At 43.5% G+C, this 23,749-nt stretch carries 19 protein-coding genes; 16 read left to right on the top strand and 3 right to left on the bottom strand.

Annotation, left to right across the window (positions count from 1 at the left end):
• The first annotated feature begins 103 nt into the window (after positions 1-103).
• The 5 genes from IGJ42_RS13305 (at position 104) to IGJ42_RS13285 (ending at position 7,784) form a co-directional block, all read left to right on the top strand.
• On the top strand, positions 104-1,570 hold the full coding sequence (locus IGJ42_RS13305; protein WP_430615738.1) for a glycoside hydrolase family 1 protein: 1,467 nt from the start codon (positions 104-106) through the stop codon (positions 1,568-1,570).
• A gap of 36 nt (positions 1,571-1,606) precedes the next feature.
• A complete protein-coding gene (locus IGJ42_RS13300) occupies positions 1,607-3,016 on the top strand; it encodes a response regulator transcription factor (RefSeq protein WP_430615737.1) in 1,410 nt (469 codons plus the stop codon).
• A 137-nt stretch (positions 3,017-3,153) separates the two neighbouring features.
• Complete coding sequence (locus tag IGJ42_RS13295; protein ID WP_430615736.1) at positions 3,154-4,053, top strand: ROK family protein; 900 nt, start codon at positions 3,154-3,156, stop codon at positions 4,051-4,053.
• The gene (gene yicI / locus IGJ42_RS13290) at positions 4,050-6,320 is read left to right on the top strand and encodes an alpha-xylosidase (protein ID WP_430615734.1); all 2,271 of its coding nucleotides are present in this window, start codon (positions 4,050-4,052) and stop codon (positions 6,318-6,320) included. The genes IGJ42_RS13295 and yicI overlap by 4 nt, the downstream gene beginning before the upstream one ends.
• On the top strand, positions 6,321-7,784 hold the full coding sequence (locus IGJ42_RS13285) for a family 43 glycosylhydrolase (protein ID WP_430615732.1): 1,464 nt from the start codon (positions 6,321-6,323) through the stop codon (positions 7,782-7,784). It abuts the gene before it with no gap.
• Between the two features lie 57 nt (positions 7,785-7,841).
• On the opposite strand, the gene IGJ42_RS13280 is transcribed toward IGJ42_RS13285, so the two are convergent.
• Positions 7,842-9,638, bottom strand: a complete 1,797-nt coding sequence (locus IGJ42_RS13280; RefSeq protein WP_086316535.1) for a sensor histidine kinase — start codon at positions 9,636-9,638, stop codon at positions 7,842-7,844.
• A complete protein-coding gene (locus IGJ42_RS13275) occupies positions 9,635-10,240 on the bottom strand; it encodes a YesL family protein (RefSeq protein WP_005234068.1) in 606 nt (201 codons plus the stop codon). Before IGJ42_RS13275 ends, IGJ42_RS13280 begins: the two co-directional genes overlap by 4 nt.
• Before the next feature lie 234 nt (positions 10,241-10,474).
• Between IGJ42_RS13275 and IGJ42_RS13270 the strand changes: the two genes are divergently transcribed.
• From IGJ42_RS13270 to rbsK, 11 genes are all read left to right on the top strand, one after another.
• Entirely contained in the window at positions 10,475-11,416 is a 942-nt protein-coding gene (locus IGJ42_RS13270) for an ABC transporter permease (RefSeq protein WP_005228459.1), read from the top strand.
• Between the two features lie 15 nt (positions 11,417-11,431).
• Positions 11,432-12,364 (top strand): carbohydrate ABC transporter permease, encoded by a 933-nt coding sequence (locus IGJ42_RS13265; protein WP_005234069.1) that lies wholly within the window; start codon positions 11,432-11,434, stop codon positions 12,362-12,364.
• 21 nt (positions 12,365-12,385) lie between these two features.
• Complete coding sequence (locus tag IGJ42_RS13260; RefSeq protein WP_016612762.1) at positions 12,386-14,134, top strand: ABC transporter solute-binding protein; 1,749 nt, start codon at positions 12,386-12,388, stop codon at positions 14,132-14,134.
• A 138-nt stretch (positions 14,135-14,272) separates the two neighbouring features.
• Positions 14,273-14,929: an SGNH/GDSL hydrolase family protein gene (locus tag IGJ42_RS13255; RefSeq protein WP_005234072.1), complete on the top strand. Its 657-nt coding sequence runs from the start codon at positions 14,273-14,275 to the stop codon at positions 14,927-14,929.
• Positions 14,926-16,392 carry an alpha-L-fucosidase gene (locus tag IGJ42_RS13250; RefSeq protein ID WP_430615731.1) on the top strand — a complete coding sequence of 489 codons (1,467 nt, stop codon included), beginning with the start codon at positions 14,926-14,928 and terminating at the stop codon, positions 16,390-16,392. The genes IGJ42_RS13255 and IGJ42_RS13250 overlap by 4 nt, the downstream gene beginning before the upstream one ends.
• Before the next feature lie 10 nt (positions 16,393-16,402).
• Entirely contained in the window at positions 16,403-17,212 is an 810-nt protein-coding gene (locus IGJ42_RS13245) for an alpha/beta hydrolase (protein WP_086316532.1), read from the top strand.
• A gap of 151 nt (positions 17,213-17,363) precedes the next feature.
• A complete protein-coding gene (locus IGJ42_RS13240; protein WP_008380606.1) occupies positions 17,364-18,377 on the top strand; it encodes a LacI family DNA-binding transcriptional regulator in 1,014 nt (337 codons plus the stop codon).
• A gap of 140 nt (positions 18,378-18,517) precedes the next feature.
• Positions 18,518-19,438 (top strand): ribonucleoside hydrolase RihC, encoded by a 921-nt coding sequence (gene rihC, locus IGJ42_RS13235; protein WP_430615730.1) that lies wholly within the window; start codon positions 18,518-18,520, stop codon positions 19,436-19,438.
• A 12-nt stretch (positions 19,439-19,450) separates the two neighbouring features.
• Positions 19,451-20,821, top strand: coding sequence for a C4-dicarboxylate transporter DcuC (gene dcuC / locus IGJ42_RS13230; protein ID WP_430615729.1), 1,371 nt, complete (start codon positions 19,451-19,453; stop codon positions 20,819-20,821).
• Positions 20,822-20,825: 4 nt separating this feature from the next.
• Positions 20,826-21,320: a GNAT family N-acetyltransferase gene (locus IGJ42_RS13225; RefSeq protein ID WP_086332659.1), complete on the top strand. Its 495-nt coding sequence runs from the start codon at positions 20,826-20,828 to the stop codon at positions 21,318-21,320.
• A gap of 4 nt (positions 21,321-21,324) precedes the next feature.
• The gene (gene rbsK, locus IGJ42_RS13220) at positions 21,325-22,254 is read left to right on the top strand and encodes a ribokinase (RefSeq protein WP_086316529.1); all 930 of its coding nucleotides are present in this window, start codon (positions 21,325-21,327) and stop codon (positions 22,252-22,254) included.
• A 91-nt stretch (positions 22,255-22,345) separates the two neighbouring features.
• Here the strand turns inward: rbsK and IGJ42_RS13215 are convergent, their stop codons facing one another.
• Positions 22,346-23,560 (bottom strand): amidohydrolase family protein, encoded by a 1,215-nt coding sequence (locus tag IGJ42_RS13215; protein ID WP_429961512.1) that lies wholly within the window; start codon positions 23,558-23,560, stop codon positions 22,346-22,348.
• Positions 23,561-23,749 lie beyond the last annotated feature (189 nt).

Here is a 23,749-nt window from a genome sequence, read left to right as displayed (position 1 = left end):
CACCTAAAAAATATCTTTTGGCAATTGTTACGAATCAACCAAATTATGATACGATAAAATGTAACCGATTTAACTCGGTTTAGGAATTGAAGGAGGCAACTTGATGTTTCACACAAACTTAGATCCTTTCCCAGAAAACTTCTTATGGGGGGCGGCTTCGGCGGCCTATCAAATTGAAGGTGCATGGGCAGAAGACGGCAAAGGTCCGTCGATTTGGGATACCTATGCCCAAATTCCCGGCAATACCTTTGAGGAAACCAACGGCAAAGTGGCGATCGATCACTACCATCGATACAAAGAAGATGTTGCCTTGATGAAGCAAATGGGCTTGAAAGCCTATCGCTTCAGCGTGGCGTGGTCGCGAATCGTGCCTGATGGCGAAGGTGCGGTCAATGAAGCTGGTGTGGCGTTTTACGAAAAGCTGGTGGACGAATTGCTTCGGCAAGGAGTAGAACCGATTTTGACGCTGTATCATTGGGATCTTCCTCAGGCTTTGCAAGACAAATACCAAGGATGGGAGGGACGAGAAACAGCAGCGGCATTTGAACGGTATTGCCGAATCCTTTTTGAACGCTTAGGAAAGAAAGTCACCTATTGGGTCACCATGAATGAACAAAATGTCTTCACTTCTCTTGGGTACCGTTGGGCGGCACATCCACCGGGCTTGAAGGACTTAAAACGGATGTATGCAGCCAATCATATCATCAACCTTGCCAATGCAAAGGCAATTAATTTGTTCCATGAGCTGGTTCCACAGGGCAAGATTGGTCCAAGTTTTGGCTATGGTCCGATGTATCCGTTTAGCTGTGACCCAGAAGATGTGCTGGCTGCAGAAAATGGCGAAGCCTTCAACAACGCGTGGTTTTTAGATGTCTATTGCAAAGGCGAATACCCGAAATTTGTCTACAAGCAATTAGCCAAAGTCGGTCTGGCTCCTGAAGTCACTCCAGAAGATCAAGCACTATTAAAACAGGCAAAACCTGATTTCTTAGGGATCAATTACTATCACGGTGGAACGGCCCAACAAAACAATTTGCAAAAGCAGTCAGCTGAAAAGAAAGAATTTTCTAAAGTCGATCCGTATTTGATGCAAGCGGCAGCTGGCGAGTTCTCACCAGAAGAAACCATGTTTGTGTCAGCAGAAAATCCTCACTTGAAAAAAACAGATTGGGGCTGGGAGATCGATCCCGTTGGTTTCCGCGTAGCCTTGCGGCGCATCCAAGCCAATTATGACTTGCCGATTTTTATTACTGAAAATGGGTTAGGCGCTATCGATCAATTGACAGAAGACAAACAGATCCATGATCCATACCGCATTACCTATTTGCAAGAACATCTGGTGGAACTGCAAAAGGCCATCACGGATGGGGTTGAGCTGATCGGCTATTGTGCTTGGTCCTTTACAGATCTACTAAGTTGGTTGAATGGATACCAAAAACGCTATGGGTTTGTTTATGTCGATCGCGACAATCAAAACGAACGTCAGTTGGCGCGCATCCCGAAAGATAGTTTTTATTGGTATCAAGAGGTGATTCGCACCAACGGGGCAAGTTTGACAAGGGAAACATGATGTAACGAAGGAGTAGCTGAAAATGGAGGTTGGAAAATGCGTAAAGTGTTGATCGTTGATGATGAAGCATCGATCCGAAATGGACTGCCTCTGATCATCGATTGGGAACGTCTGGGGTATCAAATCGTCGGGTCGGCGGAAAACGGCGAAGCTGGCTTGGCAATGATCCGCGAATTGAAGCCAGACGTTGTGATCGCTGATATCCGTATGCCGGGAAAAAATGGTCTTGAGATGGTGCAAGCAGCATCGGAGGAAGGTCTTTTGTTTTTTGCCATTATTTTGTCCGGCTACTCAGATTTTGACTATGCCAAGCAAGCTTTGCAACTGGGCGCTGTGACCTATTTGCTGAAACCAGTTGATGAAGAAGAGCTGATCGGTATTTTGACGAAAATCGATCAAAAAGCCAAGACCGATCAGCAGAAAAATCAGAAGAGTCAGTTGATGGAGAAATTGTTTGGCGGGGATCGAACGGGGATCAAAGACGCACAAGCCATCAAGCTATTGCGACTTTCCGAGGAGGCAGATGCCCAAAAGCTGGTTGAGAAATTACAGGAGCAAGTGGCGCAAGTCATCACCTTGATCCATCGGCATCATCGGTATTTGGTTTTGTTAAACGAGGAACGCTTTCCCGACGAGGCGATCGATGCGTGGTGCCGCAAAAAAATGGCTCATCAAGAGATCTTGATCTCCCGCTGGTTTGCGGCGCAAGAGAACGTGAAGCCATTGATGATCGACATCCAGACATTGAGTAAATTGATTTTCTTATTTCCCAATCAAGTCATTTCTCACCATGTTTTGGATACGACCCAAGAAGCAGAAGAACGAAGCGATTTGCGTGAAGAATTAGTAAAAGCGATTTTGGCAAACGATCCGTTGGAACAGCCGTTATTCCGCTATTATCAAACCTTTTATCATTCATTGGCATTGGAAGAAGAGATCAAATGGCAAATCAATGGCGACATCGAATGGCTGCAGCATCAAATCAGTGAAAAAGTAGCCTTAGCGATCGAATGGTCGACAGACGAAGTGCATCAGCAGATTTTTCTCGCCCAAACGTTTCCGATGCTGCAAGAGGTCATCACCGCAAAACTAGCAGACTTGCAAGCAACAGTCGCCAGCAGTTTGAACCAAATCGATATCATTGCAGAATTGATCCAATACACGAAAAAGCATTATCAAGAAGATTTGACCTTGAAAAAAATCGGGGAACGTTTCAATTACAATAGTGCCTATCTAGGCAAGAAGTTTCGCAAAGAAACCGGTAAAAATTATTTGGCGTTCTTGGATGAAGTACGAATGGAAAAAGCGGTGGAAATCTTACGTCATTCCAATCTAATGGTCTACGAAGTTGCTGAATTGGTGGGCTACAGCAATGTTGATTATTTCTACAAAAAGTTCAAACAATACCATCAGGTTTCGCCGAATGAGTTTCGGAAAAATGAATAACCACAAAGATGTCCGTGATTTTCTACGGACATCTATTTTTTAGGGTAACGATGACTAAATTGCTTGGTAGGCTTTCTTTTTTTTCTTTTATATAATTTAAATGAAACTGTAAGCGCTTTTTGAACGGAGGAGGAGAAATGACAGATGTACGCCTGTGCTTTGATGTAGGCGGGACCTATATCAAATTCGGGGTTTTTACCGAGAAGAATCAATGGCTGGACCGAGGCAAAATCAAAACCCCGAGTAATACGCGGGATGAATTTTTTGCTGCCTTAGCTGCCAAAATACAAGAAGTCGAGCAAGCGCATGTTATCGAAGGGATCGGGTTGAGTTTTCCTGGTTTCATTGATTCAGTCAATGGCCGAGCGATCATGGCGGGGGCGTTGGCTCCTTTACACGGCTGTGCTGTCGTACAAGAGCTGCAGCAGCGTTTAACCAAGTCTTATCCGATCTGGATCGAAAATGATGCGAAATGTGCTGCTTTAGCAGAACTTTCGACCGGAAATGCTGCTGACGTACAAGATTTTGTCATGATCACATTAGGCACCGGTATTGGTGGCGCGCTCGTTCATCAGCGCCAGTTGATTCACGGAAATGGGTTTCGGGCAGGAGAATTCGGAATGATGATCACTGATTTTCAAGCATCTTCTTTTGCGACCCTCCATGATCTAGCTTCAACGAGAGGGCTGATTGCTGCCTATCGACGAGCAAAAGCGATTCCTGAATCAGAGGAGATTTTAGGAGAAACCATCATGCAGCAGCGGTCGAGTGATCCTGAAACGCAGGAGATTCTGAAACAGTGGGCACATTATGTCGCACTTGCGATTTACAACCTAGCTGTCACGATGAATCCCGAAAGAATACTGATCGGCGGCGGCATCAGCCAAAACCCTGATCTATTAGCTATAATCAAACAAGCAATCAATGAGAACCCCCATTGGCCGGACTTCCAAGTGCCGATCGAGACTTGTCGTTACTATAATGATTCTGGTCTGTTAGGGGCGTTGACATTGATCCAACAAGGAGGAAAAAAATGAAATTTTCAGATGGCGGTTGGTTATTTCGTGAAGGATTTGATGTGAAATTTGCGGTGCATGTCTACGATGCCCGTAAAGAAGAAAACAAATTGGTCTTATATCTGCCTTATAGCTATGTCGGGCATAAAGGGGCAACACTGGATGGCGGATTGTTAACGATGGAAGTCACTACCCCTAGAACCAATATCATTGGGATCACCCTCTACAATTATAAAGGGGTCCAAGCCAAAGCCCCCAACTTTGAATTGATGACAGAAGAGATCACTCCTGATATTTCAGAGGATGAGCAATCATATGTTTTTCGCTCGGGAGACTTGCAAGTCGTGATCAGCAAAGAGGAAAATGTGACAGCTTCGTTTTATTACAAAGAACAGCTGATTACCCAAAGCAAACCTCGCAGCAAAGCCTTAGTGATTGATCCGCAAGCAAATACCCATATCAGCGAACAGTTGACCCTGGATGTGGGAGAAACGATTTATGGTTTAGGGGAACGCTTTACAAATTTCGTGAAGAACGGCCAAAGTGTTGATATCTGGAATGCCGACGGGGGCACTGGTACGGAGCAAGCTTACAAAAATATTCCGTTTTATGTAAGTAATAAAGGGTATGGCGTCTTTGTCAATTCACCCGACCGGGTGCAATTTGAAGTGGGGAGTGAAAAAGTTTCTCGTGTTCAATTCAGCAATCCAGGACAAACGCTGCAGTACTTTGTGATCGCCGGTGATGAGTTAAAACAAGTGATCCAGCGCTACACTGATTTGACGGGGAAACCGTCGCTGCCACCTGCGTGGTCCTTTGGGTTGTGGCTAAGTACCTCGTTCTTGACGGATTATGATGAACAAACCGTAACATCTTTTGTAGACGGTATGGCAGAACGTGAGATTCCCCTTGAGGTCTTTCATTTTGACTGCTTATGGATGAAGGAATACGAGTGGTGCAACTTCACGTGGGACGAACGAACTTTCCCAGAACCGGAAAAAATGCTGCAGCGCTTGAAAGCCAAAGGATTGAAAATCTGTGTCTGGATCAATCCGTACATTGGGCAAAAATCACCCTTGTTTGACGAAGGGATGGCCAATGGCTACTTTTTGAAACGCGCCAATGGAGATGTCTGGCAATGGGACAAATGGCAAGCAGGTTTGGCGATCGTCGACTTCACCAACCCTGAAGCGGTCGCTTGGTACAATAGCAAGCTGCGTGCCTTATTAGACATGGGTGTGGATTGCTTCAAAACGGATTTTGGTGAACGGATTCCCACCGATGCGGTGTACTATGACGGCTCTGATCCAGAAAAAATGCACAATTATTACGCCTACCTATACAATAAAGTCGTCTTTGACTTGCTGAAAGAAGTCAAGGGAGCAGAAGAAGCCATCGTTTTTGCGCGGGCAGCTTCGGTTGGTTCGCAACGCTTGCCTGTACACTGGGGTGGCGACAGTACCTCAGATTATCCATCAATGGCAGAGTCACTGCGGGCAGGTCTGTCCTTTGGGTTAGGCGGCTTTGGATATTGGAGCCACGATATCTCAGGGTTTGAAGCTGGCTCAACCCCAGACCTTTACAAGCGCTGGACACAATTTGGTCTGCTGTCTTCCCATAGCCGTTACCATGGCAGCTGGGAATACAAAGTGCCTTGGGTTTATGACGACGAAGCCGTGGCGGTAGCCAAAGCCTTTACCAAGTTAAAATTGTCCTTGATGCCTTACTTGCAAACTCAATCGGTGCTAACCGCCCAAACGGGGATTCCGATGATGCGGGCGATGGTCTTAGAGTTTCCTGAAGACGAGATGACCCATCATTTGGATCGCCAATACATGCTGGGGGAACACCTTTTAGTTGCGCCCATTTTTAATGATCAAGGAACGGTCTCCTTTTACGTACCGAAGACGAAGGGGCATTGGATCGACTATTTATCTGGCAAAGCTTACGAGGGCGGACGTTGGTACCAAGAAACCTATGATTATTTCCACTTGCCACTGTTAGTCCGACCAAATCAACTGATTATCGAAGGCCATGAACAAACCAAAGCAGTCTATGACTATGCCGAACATCCAACGATCCATCTCTTTGATCCGCAAGACAAGACCGCTGCGGCTATCTATGATCACCACGGTGAGTGGATTGGCGAGGTGGCTGTTGAAAGAGTCGATCAAGAACTGATCGTCAAGCTGACAGGGATCCAGCAAGCATCCTTGCAGATTCACACGACTGCTGGAAAAACGAGCCATAAGCTGACGGCTGACCAAACCACGATAAAGGAGTTCTAGATGCCGATGCGAACCATCACGAATCCAATTTTACCTGGATTTCATCCAGATCCCAGTATTTGCCGTGTCGGTGAAGACTTTTATCTGGTGACGAGTACTTTTGAATATTTTCCTGGATTACCAATTTATCACAGTAAAAACTTGGCAGACTGGCAGCTGATTGGTCATGGACTTTCGCGACCTGAGCAGCTGCAGTTATCGACGGAAAATCCCAATGCTTTTGGTCTGTATGCCCCAACCTTGCGTTTTATCAAGGACCGCTTTTACCTCGTTTGTACCAACGTTGGGGCAAACGAAGGAAGAGAAGGCAACTTTCTGATCTGGACAGATGACATCGCCGGTGAATGGTCTGCCCCGATTTGGTTGGACACTCCTGGGATCGACCCGACGATTTTCGCAGATGACGATGGGCAGACCTATTACTTAGGCACCCATAAGGAGATCTATCTGCGGACGATCGATTTGGCTTCTGGAGAATTAGGCCCGCGCCAAAACATTTGGACTGGCAGCGGAGCGGCTGATCCAGAAGGCCCCCACTTGTATAAAAAAGACGGCTATTACTACCTGTTGATCTCCGAAGGCGGAACGTCCTATGGTCATATGCTGACCATGGCCCGCAGCCGTTCCTTGACGGGACCCTATGGAGCATGCCCCAACAATCCAGTGATGACCAATCGCAGTACGAATCTGCCGCTGCAAGCTGCAGGGCATGCGGACCTCGTGCAAGATACCCAAGGCAATTGGTGGGCAGTTTGTCTGGCAGTACGCCCCATCAGCTATCCTTTGAGGCATTTGCTAGGTCGGGAAACATGCCTGCTACCGGTGGACTGGTCAAACCCATGGCCGGTGTTTGGCGAGGAAGGTCACTTGCCAGAAATCATTCAGGTAGACACAGCGGCGGCACCAAAGGAAACACAAAAGAAGAGCAGCAAGCCTGATTACGTGACTTTATTCGAATGGGACCCGACGTTGATTGAAGAAGAGCCGCATGGCTTCTTGCTGCATCCTAATCAGACGGGTCTATCTGATCAAGGCAAACTCGCGGCTGTGTTCCAACGACAAACCGCCTTTGAGCAACAATTTCAGGCAACCTTTGATTGTCGGCAACTAACGGATGGGCAAGCAGGATTGACGGTTTTCTTAAATGCCACCCATCACTATGAGGGATACCTAGAAAAAACGGCGTCCAGTCAGCAGCTAGTTTTCCGCCGACAAATCGGTTCCTTATGGAAAGTGGAAAAGAAACTGCCTTATGCAGCAGATATGGTCACCTTGCAGCTGAGCGCCGATAAAGAAACCTATCGTTTTTCTGTTCTTGATGAACAAGGACAAGCACAGCTTTTAGGCAGTGGAGAAACAAAATATCTGACCACTGAAGTCGGTGGTGTCTTTACTGGGATCATGGTGGGCTGTTACGCCAGTGCTTCTTCACCACAACAAACCGTTCGTGTGCGGGATTTCTAATCAATCAAAAGCCCCCTTTCGATTTCTGAAACAGGAATCGAAGGGGGCTTTACTGTTTTAGTGAAGAGAAAATGAATCTTGGCTTAGATCATGGATGCGCAAGATGACTTGTGTGCCGCTACCCAGCACACTCTCGATCGTCAAGCCGTATTCAGGTCCATAAAACATTTTGACCCGATGATTGACGTTGGCTAGCCCAATGTTCTTTTTGGCATGGGTGGAGGGCGTCTTGATTTTTTGCTGCAAGCCTTCGAGTTTTTCTGGCGGTATCCCGCTGCCGTTGTCTTGTACCACGATCACCAGATCATGGCCGTCTTTGGTGATCGTCAAACGGACAAACCCTGGATAGGTGATGCCTTCCAAGCCATGGGAGATGGCGTTTTCCACCAATGGTTGAATCAGGAGGGGCAATATTTGGACTTCTTTTTGGTCGATCTCATTGGAGACTGAATAGGAAAAGTTGACTCGATCGCCAAAGCGCATCCGCTGGATCTTGACATATACGTGAACGGCATCTAAGGACTCTTCTAAACTCGTTCGCTTGGTTCCGTGGGCTTCTAGCGTATAGCGCATCGATTTTGCCAGTAATTTGATGGCGTAAACGACGTCAGAATTGCCGGAAGTCAGCGCCATCATGCGAATCGTTTCTAACGTGTTGAACAAAAAGTGGGGATTGATCTGCCCCGCTAAGATATTAAATTCCATTTGCTGTTGTTGAGTCAACAGCTCTTGCTGCGCCAGACGCGAACGGTAGATCTCTTCTTCTTTTTTCTTGATTCGTTGAATGATCTTATGGAAATCAAGAGAGATCTGAGAAATTTCGTCTTCGCCACTAATATTTTGAAAGAAATCATAATCCTCGATCGAGGCAAAGTAGACCGCCTGCTGCAGTTGAGAAATTCGTTTGGTAAAGAATCGAGCAAACAGAAAGACGATGATGAAAGTAGTGATCAAAATCACCAAAACGATCGTGCTCCAACGGATCAGATTGGCGCGTAGATTGCTATAGGCATTTGTATCCGCACTATAAATTGTGATGATGTCTTCTTTGTTACTCATGGGTAAGGTGCTTTTGGTGAGCATCACCTTGGTACCATCATCTTTTAAAAAGGCAGCACTCGTTTGCGGCTCAGAAAGAGTCGTAAGCTGTCCCGGTTCACCGACTTGATTGATTTTGTCGCTATAAAAGATGACATCATCATTTAACTGTAATTCCAATTCATAGGATGAATTACGAAGTCGGTTGCTGAGATAATTATAATCGACTTGGATCTCCAAAACGGCAGTTTCTTTTGATAAAGGCAAAGGCAACGTTTTATAAAGACTCAAACGATTTGCTTTGTAATCCTCTGGCATCGTCATCAAAAAAGCATCGGGTTGCTTGAGGGCTCGTTGGTACCAGGCGGTCGCTTGAATTGTGTCATCTGCCTGTTGAAAATATTTATAGTTCGGAATGGTTTGATTCGTCGTATAGATAGTTAATTTCGCAATCGAGGTTTGAAGATTTCTGATCTCATCTAGCTGATCATAGCTATTGATGTCCACGATCGCTTCTTGGTCGTCAAGGTAATTTGCAGTTAAAAGCTGACGTAGATGAGTATCGTTTGATAAGGAACTCGCCGTGTTGGTCAGCGTGTTTGTTGTATCAAAAAGAACAGATTTGACACGCTGAGCATTCAACTCTGCCAAGTGTTGGTAATTGCCTGTCAGCTGCTTGGTTGAATCGTAGACCAATAAGAGACCAATAGTCACTGTGGATAAAAAAACAACAGGCAGATAAAGAATGAATAATTGTCGCCGAATGGAAAACTGACTCAGACGACGAAAAAGTGAGAGATGACTGATTTTTTTCATGCTTGCTGATTACGAAAGATGGAAAGCAACAGGAACGAACTACAATAAATAACGAAAGAAAAACCAAAAATCAACAAGAGGAATTTAAACAACGGAAATAAAACAACAAAACAAAACGCAGCGATAGGAATAAGCGCGAGGGCTAACGAACGGATAGGGTCCGCGATCGGTAACAGAAACGCGTTTTTTAATGTTTGCCTAAAGCTGTTTTCATAACGTCCAATTAACGCGAGGCAATAGACTAACACAATAAACAGATAAATAGCTGTAACAATTAGAACGAAGGCAAAAATACTGGCAAGAATGGTTTTTGAGGAAAACCAAAACAAGCTACTATACAGTAGTGCTACCATGGGCAATCCAAGAAGGAGAAAACTACCGGTGGCTTTCATAAAGTTTGCTCGTAGCGCTCGGACATAGCCCACGATCAATTCACCACGCTCTTCATCCGCATAACGAATCGTCACTTCATAAAGGGCAGCTGTCGCAGCTCCAATCGTAATAATTGGCAAACAGCTAATGATATATAGTAAATTTAACAATGTGAATTGTGAAAAAACGGTGGTTATTTTGTACAGTTGACCATCAGGATTGTACTTCATTTTTATCCCTCCAAAATTGATATATTCCTATAGTACTCGCAAAAAACAAATTTTGAAAGCCTTACCATTTAGGTGTCTTTTATCTGAAACCTTGATATATCAGTATTCTTTATAAATAAAAGAAAAATAAAGTCTAAAATGTACGGATTGACCTCTATTTTTAACAGGTGGCAAATAAGATTTCAGGTGCTAGTATTAAAAATGTAAAAGCGGTTACAAAAAAGGGGGAGGAAAATGGAAAGTAAATTAAGCAGTGTCCCAAGAAAAAATAAGCGGGTGACACGAGAAGGGAAGATTTTGTTTTTATGTATCGTTCCCTTCCTGATTCTCGTGTTTTTGTTCTCTTATTTTCCTTTGCACGGATGGATTTATTCACTTTATGATTACAAACCAGCATTAGGTTTAGCGCGCAGCGAGTTTGTAGGCTTCAAATGGTTTCGACTTCTTGTCTCTAGTCCAACACAAGTGGATCAGATCGTACAAGTAATGAAAAACACCTTTGCCATGAGTTTTTTAGGGATCGCCACTTCGATCCTACCAGTAGGCTTCGCCATTTTACTGAACGAAATCAAGTGCAAATGGTTTAAAAACTTGGTCCAAACGCTGACCACGCTGCCAAATTTTATCAGTTGGGTTTTGGTGTATACGATCGCCTTTAGCTTGTTTTCTTCAACAGGGCTGGTAAACACGTTGCTGCAAGAATGGGGCTTCGTTACCGATCCAGTCAAATTTTTGGATAGCGGCAATCATACATGGCTGATGATGTGTCTTTGGAATATTTGGAAAGGCTTGGGCTGGGGTGCCATCATGTATCTGGCAGGCATTTCAGGAATTGACCCCGAATTGTATGAATCGGCACGAATCGATGGGGCGAATCGTTTCCATCTGATGCGTCATATCACACTACCTGCCTTGATGCCGACGTTCCTTGTGATGCTGATGCTGTCTATCGCCAACTTGCTGAACAACGGGATGGATCAGTACTTTGTTTTCCAAAATGCATTCAATCGAAATACGATCCAAGTCCTCGATTTGTATGTCTACAATTTAGGGATGGGCGGAAATAGTCTATCTCTGGCTACCGCGATCAGTATGCTAAAAAGTGTCATTTCTGTTGCCTTGTTAGCCATCGTCAATATTGCTTCGAAAAAAATTCGGGGGACTTCCATTATTTAGGAGAGGAGGATATCTATGGAACTATCGATTAGTGAAAAGAAAAAGGCGAAAAAAGTACCCAAACGTGAAAACCTGACGTTTAGTATCCTCAATTATACCTTTTTCTTTCTGATTACGTTGATTTGCGCGTATCCTTTTTATTACTTGATTATTAATTCAATCAGTAATAATGAGTTGAGTGCGTTAGGACAAATTCGCTTTTTTCCACAAGAGATCCATTTTGAAAACTACAGTCAAGTGTTACAACTAAAAGGGTTGCCATTAGCCGCAACCGTTTCGGTGGCTAGAACGGTGATCGGAACAGCAGCAACCGTCTTAGCTTCAGCCTTCTTAGGCTTTATGTTTACCCAAGAAAAAATGTGGAAACGAAAATTTTGGTATCGCTTTGTCGTGATTACAATGTATTTCAATGCAGGGCTGATTCCATTATTCATCACGATGAAGACATTAGGTTTAACGAATAATTTTTGGGTCTATATTTTGCCGGCTGTCGTTCAGCCTTTTAACATCATCTTAGTGAAAACCTATATTGAGTCAATCCCCAAATCGTTGCAAGAAGCAGCTGAAATGGATGGAGCTGGCATCATTCAAGTATTCTTTCGGGTAATTTTACCCAACTGTACGCCGATTTTAGCAACAGTCGCGATCTTCTCGGCAGTTGGTCAATGGAATTCTTTCCAAGATACACTGATTTACATTACGGATCAAAGTCTCTACTCCTTGCAATACCTTCTTTATACGTATATCAATCAAGCCAATTCGTTGGCACAAATGGTCAAAAATACATCGGGATCACTTTCCAGTATCGCTTCAGCTGCAACAACGCAGACACCGACTTCGATTCGCATGACCGTTTCAGTCATTGTTGTTTTACCAATCATGTTTATTTATCCGCTTTTCCAGAAATATTTTGTCAAAGGAATTATGTTGGGTGCGGTGAAAGGTTAATAAAAAGAAAGAGGGAAGAAAATGAAAAAAATGTCGAAATATGTAACAACAGGTTTGTTAGGCATGACATTGCTAGGTAGTTTAGCCGGCTGTGGAGGAGCGGCTGACTCTGACACAGACGCTGCTTCCAGCGAAAGTGGCTACGATGAAACGATCACGATCGATGTCTATAATGGGCTAGCCAACTATATGGGGATGCAAGAAGGTTGGTTTGCCAAAATCGTGCGGGATAAATTCAATATGGAATTGAACATCATCGCACCAAACGTTGCTGGAAACGGAGACACTCTTTATCAAACGAGGACGGCAGCAGGTGATTTGGGCGATTTGATCATTGTTGATAATGGCCAACAATACAACGAATTGGTTGAAGCTGGTTTGTTGACCGATGCGAGCGAGTATTATGAAACTATGGAAAATGTTCAGCGCTTCGATGCGGCTGTTCAAAATCTAAACAAAGATGCCGATGGTCTATATGGCTTTCCAACTTCCGTTTCTACATTAAAAGCCACCGATCCTTCAGAAGGATTAGATCCTACATTTGGTGCTTATGTGCGTTGGGATCTTTATGGGGAGCAAGGATATCCAGAAATCGGTACATTGGAAGACCTGCTTCCTGTGATTCAAAAAATGCAAGAAGACAATCCAACAACAGATTCTGGGAAAAAAGTTTATGGGTTTTCTCTATTCAGCGATTGGGACGGCAACATGATGAATGCAGGCAAACAGCTGGTCACCTACTATGGGTACGATGAATCAGGTTTTGTCTTGGCAAAAGCGGATGGTTCTGATTATCAAAGCATTCTCGATAGTGATTCTGAATATATTCGCGCACTTAAGTTTTATTTCCAAGCCAATCAAATGGGCTTAGTGGATCCAGAATCAACGACGCAAAATTACGATACACTTTTTGCCAAATTCCAAGAAGGACAAGTCTTATTCTCATGGTGGCCTTGGTTAGGTCAAGCGGCTTTTAATACGACTACGAACTTGAATGAAGGAAAAGGCTTTATGTTGGCACCGATTCAAGACCAAAAAATCTTCTCTTATGGTGCGGAAGTTTACGGTGGCAAACAATTTATCGGGATCGGTTCAAATGCCGAAGACCCAGAGCGAATCGCAGCCTTCATTGACTGGCTCTACTCTTCAGAAGGCGTGTTAGCAAATTCTTCTCAAACAAGCGGTAGTAGTGGCCCTGAAGGCTTAACTTGGGAAATGAAAGATGGCGAGCCTGTCTTAACTGAGTTTGGGAAACAAGCGTTGCTAGATGGCGATGGGGATGTGCCAGAAGAATATGGTGGCGGAAGTTACAAAGATGGTGTATCCGCGCTAAACGTCAATACGGTATTACCGATCGATATCAATCCTGATACCGGCTTCCCATATGCTTATACGATGTGGGAAAGCTATCAAAATGAAACAACCGATCCTGTAAAAGAAGATTGGTCAAAAAATATGGGTGGTGCAGAATCGACCATTGGCTATTTAGAGGAGAACGACCAATTGTTAGTTGCCCCTGGTGCCAGCTATGTAGCGCCAGAAGATAGTTCAGAGATCTCTACGTTGCGGAACCAAGCCAAAGCGACAATCATCGAGTACTCTTGGCGAATGGTTTTTGCCAAAGATGAAGCAGAATTTGACCAATTGCTAAAAGAAATGCAAGAAACAGCAGACGGCTTAGGCTATCAAACAGTGCTAGAATTTGACATGAATAATGCGAAAGATCAAAACGAAAAACGGGTAGAAGTAGCGAAAGAATTTGGGGACTAATCAAAAACAAAGAATCATAAAAATGGTTGGTCAACGGTTCCTTGACAAAAGTGAGTAAACAGCGTTTGGTTAAGCAATCACTTAAGAAGATTGATCCAGCACCAGCGGATCAGTCTTCTTTCTTTAAGGAGGAAAACAATGATAGTGGATAAAAAAGATCGTCTGCTTTTTATGGGGGATTCGATCACAGATAGTAATCGAAATTATCAAGCGATACCTGCGGGATGGTCGTCATGGGGGGACGGCTATGTTCATCTGATCAACGCCTATACCACAGCATTACTCCCACAAATGGAATTAATGATCGTTAACCGAGGCATCAGTGGAGATACAGTCGTCGATTTGAAGAAGCGTTGGAAGGATGATGTATTGGCATTTCAACCAGATTGGGTAACGATCATGATCGGTGTAAATGATGTGTGGCGGCATTTTGATGGCACATTTGCTCAAACGGAACTGGTGGGGATTGAAAGATTTGAATCAGAGTTGCGTGATTTGATCGCTCAGACATTACCGAGTGTCAAAGGAATGATTCTCTTGACCCCGTTTATGGTTGAAGCCAACAAAGAAGATCCACTAAGAGAAATGCTTACCAACTACCAACACGTGCTTGCTAAAGTAGCGCAAGAGTATGGTATCCTTTTAGGAGATACGCAGGAAAAGTTTGATGATTTTTTGCTTTATCAGTCATCCTATGTCTTAAGCAGTGATCGTGTGCATCCGTCGACTGCAGGACATGTGTTAATTGCAAAAACATGGCTGGAAACAGTCGGTATTTTGGAGGAAAGACCATGATCACAGTAGAAACGATCCACCAAGTCGCGCATCAAGGCCCCTTTTTCCCAAATTGGCAATCTTTGGGCGCTTTTGTTCTACCGGAATGGTTCCCCAAAGCAAAATTTGGGGTCTTCATTCATTGGGGATTGTATAGTGTTCCTGCATTTAATAACGAGTGGTACTCCAGAAATATGTACATCAAAGACCATCCGGAATACGATCACCATATCAACACCTACGGTCCGCAAAAAAACTTCGGCTACAAAGACTTTATTCCCATATTTACTGCAGAAAAATTCGATGCAAATGAGTGGATTCGACTGATCAAACAAGCCGGTGCCAATTATCTTTTTCCCGTTGCAGAACATCACGATGGGTTTCAGATGTACAAAAGCGAGATTTCTGAATGGAATGCGGCAGTTATGGGACCGAAAAAAGATATTCTTGCGGAATTAAAAGAAGCAGCTGAGGAACAAGGCCTGCATTTTTGCACCTCATCTCATCGTGCCGAACATTGGTTTTTCATGGGACATGGTAAGGAATTTGACAGCGACATCAAGGAACCGTTAGAAAAAGGCGACTTTTATTGGCCTGCTATGCCAGAACCTGATAATCAAGATTTGTATAGCGAGCCATATCCCTCAAAAGAGTTTTTAGATGATTGGCTACTGCGAACCTGTGAACTCGTCGACAACTATCAACCAGAGCTGCTGTATTTTGATTGGTGGATCCAACACGAAGCCTTCAAGGAGCACTTGCAACTTTTCGCTGCTTACTATTACAATCGTGGGGCTGAATGGGGCAAACAAGTTGGTATCTGCTACAAACACGATGCCATGATGTTTGGTAGTGGTATTGTGGAGATCGAACGGGGAAAATTTGCCGAACCACAACCTTTTTACTGGCAAACAGATACAGCGATCGCTCGCAATTCATGGTGTTATACCACAACGTTGGATTACAAAACAACGCGTGAGATTTTACAGGATTTGATCGAAGTCGTCAGTAAAAATGGCAATCTTCTTTTGAATATCGGGCCGAAAGGGAATGGTTCGATCCCAGAAAAAGATCAAACGATCTTAAAAGAAATCGGTGCGTGGCTGGATGTAAACGGTGAAGCCATTTATGAAGCGAAACCATGGCGCAAAGCCGGGGAAGGACCCACGACCGTTGTCTCAGGCCAATTTCAAGAGGCACAGGCGACGACATACACGAGCCAGGATTTCCGCTTTACGGTTCAGGGGGATTCGTTGTATGCTATTGGCATGGCAAGTCCTGAGAATGGACACGCAAGGATCCAAGCACTGGCCCAGTCTAAAGATCAAAATTTGCCAGAATTTCACGGCATCATCCAAACCGTGACGATTCTAGGACACGAAGAACAGCCTATTGATTGGCAAGTGACCGATGAAGGCTTGCAACTAACTTTTGAACCAATTGAAACCGACCAACCAATCGTCTATAAAATTACAATGAAATGAGGCGCAATCCGTGATACATGAAAAAAGAACCGCACTTTTACCAGAAAGCCAAGCCAGTTTAACCACGTATGTCATGGAAAATTCTCCTGAAATGGAACCAGATCGTGTTCGACCAGCGGTCATCATCTGTCCTGGCGGCGGCTATGAAATGTTGTCTGATCGCGAAGCGGAACCCATCGCCATCAAAATGATGAGCTTTGGTTTCCAAGCCTTTGTGTTGCATTATAGTATCAAACCGGCTGTCTATCCGTTAGCCTTAAAGGAATTGGCGGCTGCCGTTCGTCTTGTCCGCACCAATCATGAGGTCTGGCACGTCGATCCTGAAAAAATCATTGTTGCCGGTTTTTCAGCTGGCGGTCACTTAGCTGCTAATCTGGGTGTGTCTTGGCAGCAACCTTTTCTAGCAGAGGCTTTACAAGGAGCCAATGAAGAATGGCGACCTAACGGGTTACTGTTGAGTTATCCGGTCTTATCTAGTGGTGAACTTGGGCACCAAGATTCCTTCCGTTCATTATTAGCAGATCGCTATGAAACAGAAAAAGCGGCTTTGTCTTTAGAGACTTTAGTCAATGAACAGACACCGCCGACGTTTCTTTGGCATACGTTAGAAGATGGATTAGTCTTGGCGGAAAACAGCCTCCTTTTTGCCGAACAGCTGCGCAAATTTAATATACCTTATGAGCTGCACATTTTCCCTCGCGGTGGTCATGGACTAAGTTTAGGAACACCGGAAACCGCCAACGGCAATCAACACGGGATCGAAGCATCGGTTGTCCGTTGGCCAGAATTGTTTGCTGATTGGGTGAAGTGGAACATCTAAGAGGAATTCAAAAAAACAGTATAATCTCTAATCAATCATCTTTGTCTAATTCTCAAATCCATTTTTTCAGCAGCATAAAAAGGATTTACTGAAAACACAAGATTGAGTGCTTGGTTCATTTACAAAATTAGGAAAGTGAAAGGAGTATTCAGTGAAAGTCAGATTAAAAGACATTGCAAAAGAAGTAGGTGTATCGATCGCAGCCGTTTCTCAAGTGTTAAATGACAAACCGATTCGGATCACAGAAGAAAAAAAACAGCAAATCAAGCGCTTGGCGGCAGAAAACAATTATACGCCGAATGCTGCGGCTAAAAGCCTGGTTTTGAAAAAAACCAATACGATCGGACTGATCATCCCAGATATCAACAATCCTTTTTTTGCCAACTTGGCCAAGGTCTTAGAAGATTTGCTGCGAAAACAGGGGTATCTGCTGATTTTGGTCAACTCAGATGATAAAGTTGACGTTGAGAAGGAATTGATTCAGCTCCTGATTGACCGCAACGTTGATGCGTTGATCATCGCCCTTTCAACCGAATCCTACGCGGATGAGGTACAAACCAAAGAACGATTGAAGAATCTTTCGGTTCCAATCGTTTTGGTTGATAGAGGAATAGATAACTTTGAGGTCGATCAAGTCTTTTATAATAATCGGCATGGGGGATACATTGCTACCAGTGAGCTAATAAAAAAAGGACACAAAAAGATTGGTACGATGATGAACCCTGATAAAAATATCAATTGTGTGTATCGATACCAAGGCTATTTAGATGCGCTGAAGGAATTCAATCTCCAACGAAAAGACAGTTGGCATGTGGTAACAAAGTTCCAATTTGAAGACGCCTATGAAAAAGCAGACATTCTCTTAAAAAACCGAGATGTAACCGGCATTGTTGCTGGCAACGACTTGATTGCATTGGGAATTATGAAGCGTGCCAAAGAACTAGGAATCAAGGTTCCAGAGGATGTTTCGATCGTAGGATACGACAATCTTGTTTTGAATGATCTTTTAGAAGTATCTCTAACGTCTGTGGAACAAGATGTAAATGATTTAGGTGAAAAAACGGTTCTTGCCTTGATGAATGCAATCAGCGGACAGAAGCCACGTTACGTCCAATTGACACCTAGATTGATAAAAAAGAACAGTGTGACTGAAAGAGTTTCCTAGCGAAACTCTTTTTTTACTATTGACAGCGCTTTAAAACGATGCTATTCTTTGTGTGAACATTAGATAAAACGCTTTATCAGATGTTCGCTTTTTTTAGAAAAATGATAAAACGTTTTATCAAAGGTGAGAGGAGAATACGTATGTCAAAAAAAGAAGTCATTATTGATACGGATCCGGGGATCGATGATGCAGTTGCGTTGGGAATTGCTCTATTTAGTGAAGGCTTGGAGGTCAAGTTGATCACGACAGTGGCCGGAAATGTCGGTATTGAACATGTCACCAATAATTTACTGAAACTGCTTTCCTTTTGGGATTTGTCGATTCCAGCAGCACAAGGTGCATCTCAGCCACTAACGCGAGCAGTCAAAGATGCCAGCGATGTTCATGGGGTCACAGGAATGGCCGGCTATTCATTTCCAGAACCAGATCGTTCATTGCTGCTGGAAACTTCAGCTGTGGAAGCGATGTATCAAACGATCAAAAAGAATAAAGAAAAAATCACAATTGTCGCATTAGGTCCTCTAACGAATATTGCTCTTTTGCTTAAGATTTATCCAGAAGTCAAAGAAAAAATCGATGAGATCGTTTTAATGGGCGGAGCCTTAGGCAGAGGAAACTTTGGTGTATTGTCAGAGTTCAATATTGCGATTGACCCCGAGGCTGCAACGATTGTTTTTGAGAGCGGCTTACCACTTTCTGTAGCACCATTAGATGTGGGCGCAAAAGCGCTTGTTTACCCAGAAGACAGCGCAAAAATCAAAGAAATGAATCAAACCGGAGATATGATGGTTCAATTATTCAAAAAATACCGTGGTGGCAGTTTTGGCACGGGGCTGAAAATGTATGACAGTTGTGCGATCGCTTATCTTTTGTGTCCAGAGATGTTCACTGTTCAAGAGACTTTTGTTGCGATCGAAACACAAGGAGCCTACACAGCAGGTGCGACAATTGTCGATCTCAACAATCGTCTGAAGCAGAAAAACAATTGCCGTGTTTGTGTCGATATCGATGAAGCGCTCTTTAAAGAATGGTTTTTACAGGCAATCAGCAAGTGTAAATAGGAGGGGAAAGAAATGATAGAAGCGATTTTAGTACTCGTTGTTTTGGGGATCGTCGGATATTTTATTATTAAGAGTTATAATCCAGCATTGATTTTGATTATTGGGGCACTTGTCTTGCTTTGTGCATCCGTTACTTTAGGAAATCCGCTTTACCCAGAAGGCGAAGGGACTGGCTTGGCCTTATTCGATATTTTTTTAAAGCTTAAAGATACGATCATCTCTCAAGTAAGTTCTGCTGGTCTAGTGATCATGATCTTATTCGGATATTCAGGTTATATGAATCTCATTGGTGCCAATCAAAAAGCTGTCAATATCCTGGTTCAGCCAATGACCAAAATCAAGTCTAAGGCATTATTTATTCCGATCGTTTTCTTATTAGGGAATTTGATGTCGTTAGTCGTCCCAAGTGCATCTAGTTTGGCAATAATTTTGATGGCAATCCTTTATCCACTGCTTCAAGGGATTGGTATCTCTTCCTTAACAGCAGCCGGTGTTATCGCAATGACTGCCACGATCATGCCGACGCCATTAGGTGCGGATAATGTGATTGCGGCTCAGACATTGAATTACAACATCTTAACTTATGTTCTGTACCATGCGAAAATTTCCATCCCAACATTGCTGATCATGGCCATTGTTCATTACTTTTGGCAAACGTATTGTGATAAAAAAGAAGGCAAAGATGCCTTTGTAGAACTAAAAGAAATTGAAAGTAAGTCAGAAGAAACGGCTGTTCCTGGATTTTATGCAATTTTACCACTCCTTCCTTTGGTGTTGATCATTATCGTTGGTATAATCGGTATATTCAAAGAAGGTGTAACAATGGATATTTTCGTCCTAACGATGATTTCCTTTTTTGTCGCATTACTGATTGAATGTTTGAGAAAGAAATCTTTCAAAATCGCGCAAGAAAGTGCAGTGGAACTATTCAAAGGAATGGGACAAGGGTTTAGTCAAGTAGTCATGTTGGTTGTGGGTGGATCATTATTTACCACAGCTATCCAAAGCTTAGGAGTGATTGATTCACTAATGAGTGCGGTAGAAAATTCTCAATCTGCTGGCGTGTTAACGGCATTGATATTCAGCGGCGCAACCGCATTGTTCGGTATTTTGAGTGGCGGAGGATTGGCGATGTTTTACGCTGTGATTGAACTGATTCCCGATATTGCCGCTAAAGCGGGAATTGACGGGATTTTGATCGCCTTGCCAATGCAGATGATCGCCAATCTTGGCAGAACGATCTCACCAGTTGCCGCTGTAATTATGATTGTGTCTTCTTCAATCGACGTCAGCCCTGTTCGGTTACTGAAACGAACCAGCGTTCCAACGATCGTTGGGATTATAGCAGTGGTCATTTTGTCGTTGGTATTGCTCCCTTACTAGAGTCATGAATGAACTTCAAAGGGCGTCACGACAAGAATTAGCAGAGATTTTTCAAATGTTCATCGAAGCAAAGCAGCAGATGAATAGAAGGAAAATCTACCAGTGGACTGATACTTATCCCTCCCTAGAAATCTTAGCGAAGGATATCGAGAAAAAGGAACTGTTTGTGTTGAAGGATGAAAATAAAAACATTGTAAGTGCCGGTGTTTTGTCAGTTGACTCATTGTCAAATTGTAGCAAAGAATATCATGGGATAAGAACGATTCAGCGACTCGTTGCGAGACCATCTCAAGCGGGGCAAGGCTTTGGCCGCCAGTGGATCAGAAGCTGTTTGGAACAACAGTGTGATGAAGGGGAAACACTTCTTTCAATCACAAATCATACCAATCTGCCCATGCAGCGATTATTTGTAAAAACAGGGTTTTTAAAGGTTGGTGAAACGACCATTGAGGGTCGGGAAGCCTTTGGTCCTTTTTATATATTCAAGAGAAATAGGTGATTTTTTGAGTAAGATAACGATTTTAGGTAGTGTGAACATGGATATCGTGATCACGACAACACGAATGCCGAGGATCGGCGAAACGATCATTGGGGAGCAAATTGATTATTTTGTCGGGGGCAAAGGAGCAAATCAAGCAGTGGCAGCTTCTCGTTACGGTGCATCAACAAAATTTTTAGGGAAAATCGGGGAAGATACTTTTGGGGAAAAGGTTCTTCAGCACCTCAGCAGAGAAGCTCTCGATTTATCGGCTGTTTCCCGTGAAAAAAATATGTTCACAGGAATTGCGAGTATTTTTAAATTAGCAGAGGATAATTGTATCACTGTCGTCCCCGGTGCGAATGGACTGATCGATGAAGCCTACGTTCAGCAAACAATCAGTGAACTTTCACAAGGGGATATCTTACTTACTCAACTGGAAATTCCTGTGGAAACAATCAAACAAGCATTGATTCTTGCCAAGAAAAAAGGAGTTCTAACGATTTTGAATCCTGCTCCTTACAATGAAATCGTACCGGAACTCCTGCCGTATATTGATATTTTGACACCAAATGAAACGGAATTTGCCGCTTTGATCGGTAAAGAGGCCATTTTGGAAGACGAAATTGAGCAGGTCATTGCTGATTGGCAAAAAAAATATGCCACGCGAATCGTTGTCACACGAGGAAGCAAAGGGGTAACATTTGTAGAAAAGTCACAAGTTGTGACGATTCCATCGAACAAAGTTTCAGTTGTAGACACTACCGGTGCGGGGGATACCTTTAATGGCATCTTGGCAGCAGCTTTAGGGGAAGGAGCCGATTTTTATGAAGCCGTTTGTATGGCGAATAATGGAGCTAGTCTGTCCGTTCAAAAGCTGGGGGCTCAAACAGGAATGCCACTAAAAAGTGAAATAGAAGAGTTTATGAAGCAGCAGGTTGATTCATTTACCTGAAAGACTATGTACAATTAGCAAACGACTATTCCTGAAAAAAGGCATCTGCGCCTCTAAAAAGAAGCGCAGATGCCTTTTATATAGGTAAGATTTATGCGGTGAAAACAACTGTTCCTTGATAAAAGCTTTTGCTGACGAAGCCTTTACGGGCAACGAATTCTGCCGTACAAGTAGCTGGTGTCAGTAAGAAATCAGCCGAATCACCAACCTTAGGCCATTGCTGCACACCGTTTTTATCCAACGGGACTTTGCCATCCGTGACTAAACCTAATGCTTGCGTCAAGTCTTCCTGACTTTTGACGGCAAAAATCTCTAAATAGCGGGCCAGTTTTTCTTGTAAAGAACCATCTCCTAGAGAAGACCAAGAATCATAGACGTTGTCGCAACCAATATGAACAGCAACGCCATAGCTTTGCAATTCCTTAAGCGGTGGAATCGTGCCAGGGCTGATGGGAATACTTGAAATGATGTGGATCTCTAAATCTGCTAAGGCTTGAAAGACTTCTTTGCGTTCTGTGCCTTCAAAGTCATTTAGACCAAAGGCGTGACTGATCGCCACATTTCCTTGCATATTGAATTCCTTCGTCAAACGAATCATTTCTTTGACGGTCGCTCTGCCAGCTTCTTGCCGATCGTGAAGATGGAGGTCAATCCCGACATGTCCTTTTTGAGCAAGTTCAAAAGTTGTCCGTAAGGAAGCCTGGTAATCTTGATCGAGTGTATAAGGATCAACACCGCCAATAAAAGATGCTTTGCCCGTTGCTAAGGCTTCTTCAATCAAAGAAGCAGCATTTGAGCGCAATAAGCCATGTTGTGGGAATAAGACCAACTCCGAGCCAAAAGGTTGTTCGGCAACTAATTCGGTAATCGCATCAAAATAACGCAGCTGAGTCATTGGTTCAATATCAATATGTGAGCGGAACATCACCGCACCATGAGGCAGTTCTAAATCGATCAGCGCTTGTCCGCGTTCTTTGATCGATAACGGCAAGGCATCTAATTGGGGAATCTCAGTTTCAAATCGTTCCACCAAGCTAGCTGCCGGCGTTACTGGACGCCAAGGAGTACCTAATTTACTTTTGTCCAAATGACAATGTTTTTCGATCAATCCTGGCAACAATAACTGATTTCCCCCATCAATGATCGTCGCTTCGCTTGATGCCTGCCATTCGGTCATCGGCACGATCTTCGCTATTTTTCCATCATTGATTCCGATTGCTGTATTTTCTGTTTTGGTTCCATAAGACCAATCGCCTTCTTTTAAATAACTCGTCTCAAGTTGTACATTTGTAAGCCATAAATCCAAGAAATCGCCTTCTTTCGTATTTGCTTCATGGTATCACAAGTAAAGCTGGTTCCCAACCAAATCGCTTGCAAAAAAACAGACAATCTAAAACGTTTTAGTATTTACGCGATTTTCCATTAGGAAATCGGAAAAAATAAACATTATTTTTTTATGAAAACGCTTGAATAGAGAAAAGATGTCTGGTAATAT

It is taken from the genome of Enterococcus sp. DIV1067f, from assembly GCF_050543505.1.
Taxonomy (GTDB): domain Bacteria; phylum Bacillota; class Bacilli; order Lactobacillales; family Enterococcaceae; genus Enterococcus_D; species Enterococcus_D entomosocium.
The sequence above is the reverse complement of the archived record's forward strand: the minus strand, read 5'-3'. Positions and strand labels throughout refer to the sequence as shown.

Bases quoted from the DNA above. Each gene is read 5' to 3' on its own strand.
- IGJ42_RS13305 (WP_430615738.1), top strand. From the start codon at position 104: ATGTTTCACACAAACTTAGATCCTTTCCCAGAAAACTTCTTATGGGGG.
- IGJ42_RS13300 (WP_430615737.1), top strand. From the start codon at position 1,607: ATGCGTAAAGTGTTGATCGTTGATGATGAAGCATCGATCCGAAATGGA.
- IGJ42_RS13295 (WP_430615736.1), top strand. From the start codon at position 3,154: ATGACAGATGTACGCCTGTGCTTTGATGTAGGCGGGACCTATATCAAA.
- yicI (WP_430615734.1), top strand. From the start codon at position 4,050: ATGAAATTTTCAGATGGCGGTTGGTTATTTCGTGAAGGATTTGATGTG.
- IGJ42_RS13285 (WP_430615732.1), top strand. From the start codon at position 6,321: ATGCCGATGCGAACCATCACGAATCCAATTTTACCTGGATTTCATCCA.
- IGJ42_RS13280 (WP_086316535.1), bottom strand. From the start codon at position 9,638: ATGAAAAAAATCAGTCATCTCTCACTTTTTCGTCGTCTGAGTCAGTTT.
- IGJ42_RS13275 (WP_005234068.1), bottom strand. From the start codon at position 10,240: ATGAAGTACAATCCTGATGGTCAACTGTACAAAATAACCACCGTTTTT.
- IGJ42_RS13270 (WP_005228459.1), top strand. From the start codon at position 10,475: ATGGAAAGTAAATTAAGCAGTGTCCCAAGAAAAAATAAGCGGGTGACA.
- IGJ42_RS13265 (WP_005234069.1), top strand. From the start codon at position 11,432: ATGGAACTATCGATTAGTGAAAAGAAAAAGGCGAAAAAAGTACCCAAA.
- IGJ42_RS13260 (WP_016612762.1), top strand. From the start codon at position 12,386: ATGAAAAAAATGTCGAAATATGTAACAACAGGTTTGTTAGGCATGACA.
- IGJ42_RS13255 (WP_005234072.1), top strand. From the start codon at position 14,273: ATGATAGTGGATAAAAAAGATCGTCTGCTTTTTATGGGGGATTCGATC.
- IGJ42_RS13250 (WP_430615731.1), top strand. From the start codon at position 14,926: ATGATCACAGTAGAAACGATCCACCAAGTCGCGCATCAAGGCCCCTTT.
- rihC (WP_430615730.1), top strand. From the start codon at position 18,518: ATGTCAAAAAAAGAAGTCATTATTGATACGGATCCGGGGATCGATGAT.
- dcuC (WP_430615729.1), top strand. From the start codon at position 19,451: ATGATAGAAGCGATTTTAGTACTCGTTGTTTTGGGGATCGTCGGATAT.
- IGJ42_RS13225 (WP_086332659.1), top strand. From the start codon at position 20,826: ATGAATGAACTTCAAAGGGCGTCACGACAAGAATTAGCAGAGATTTTT.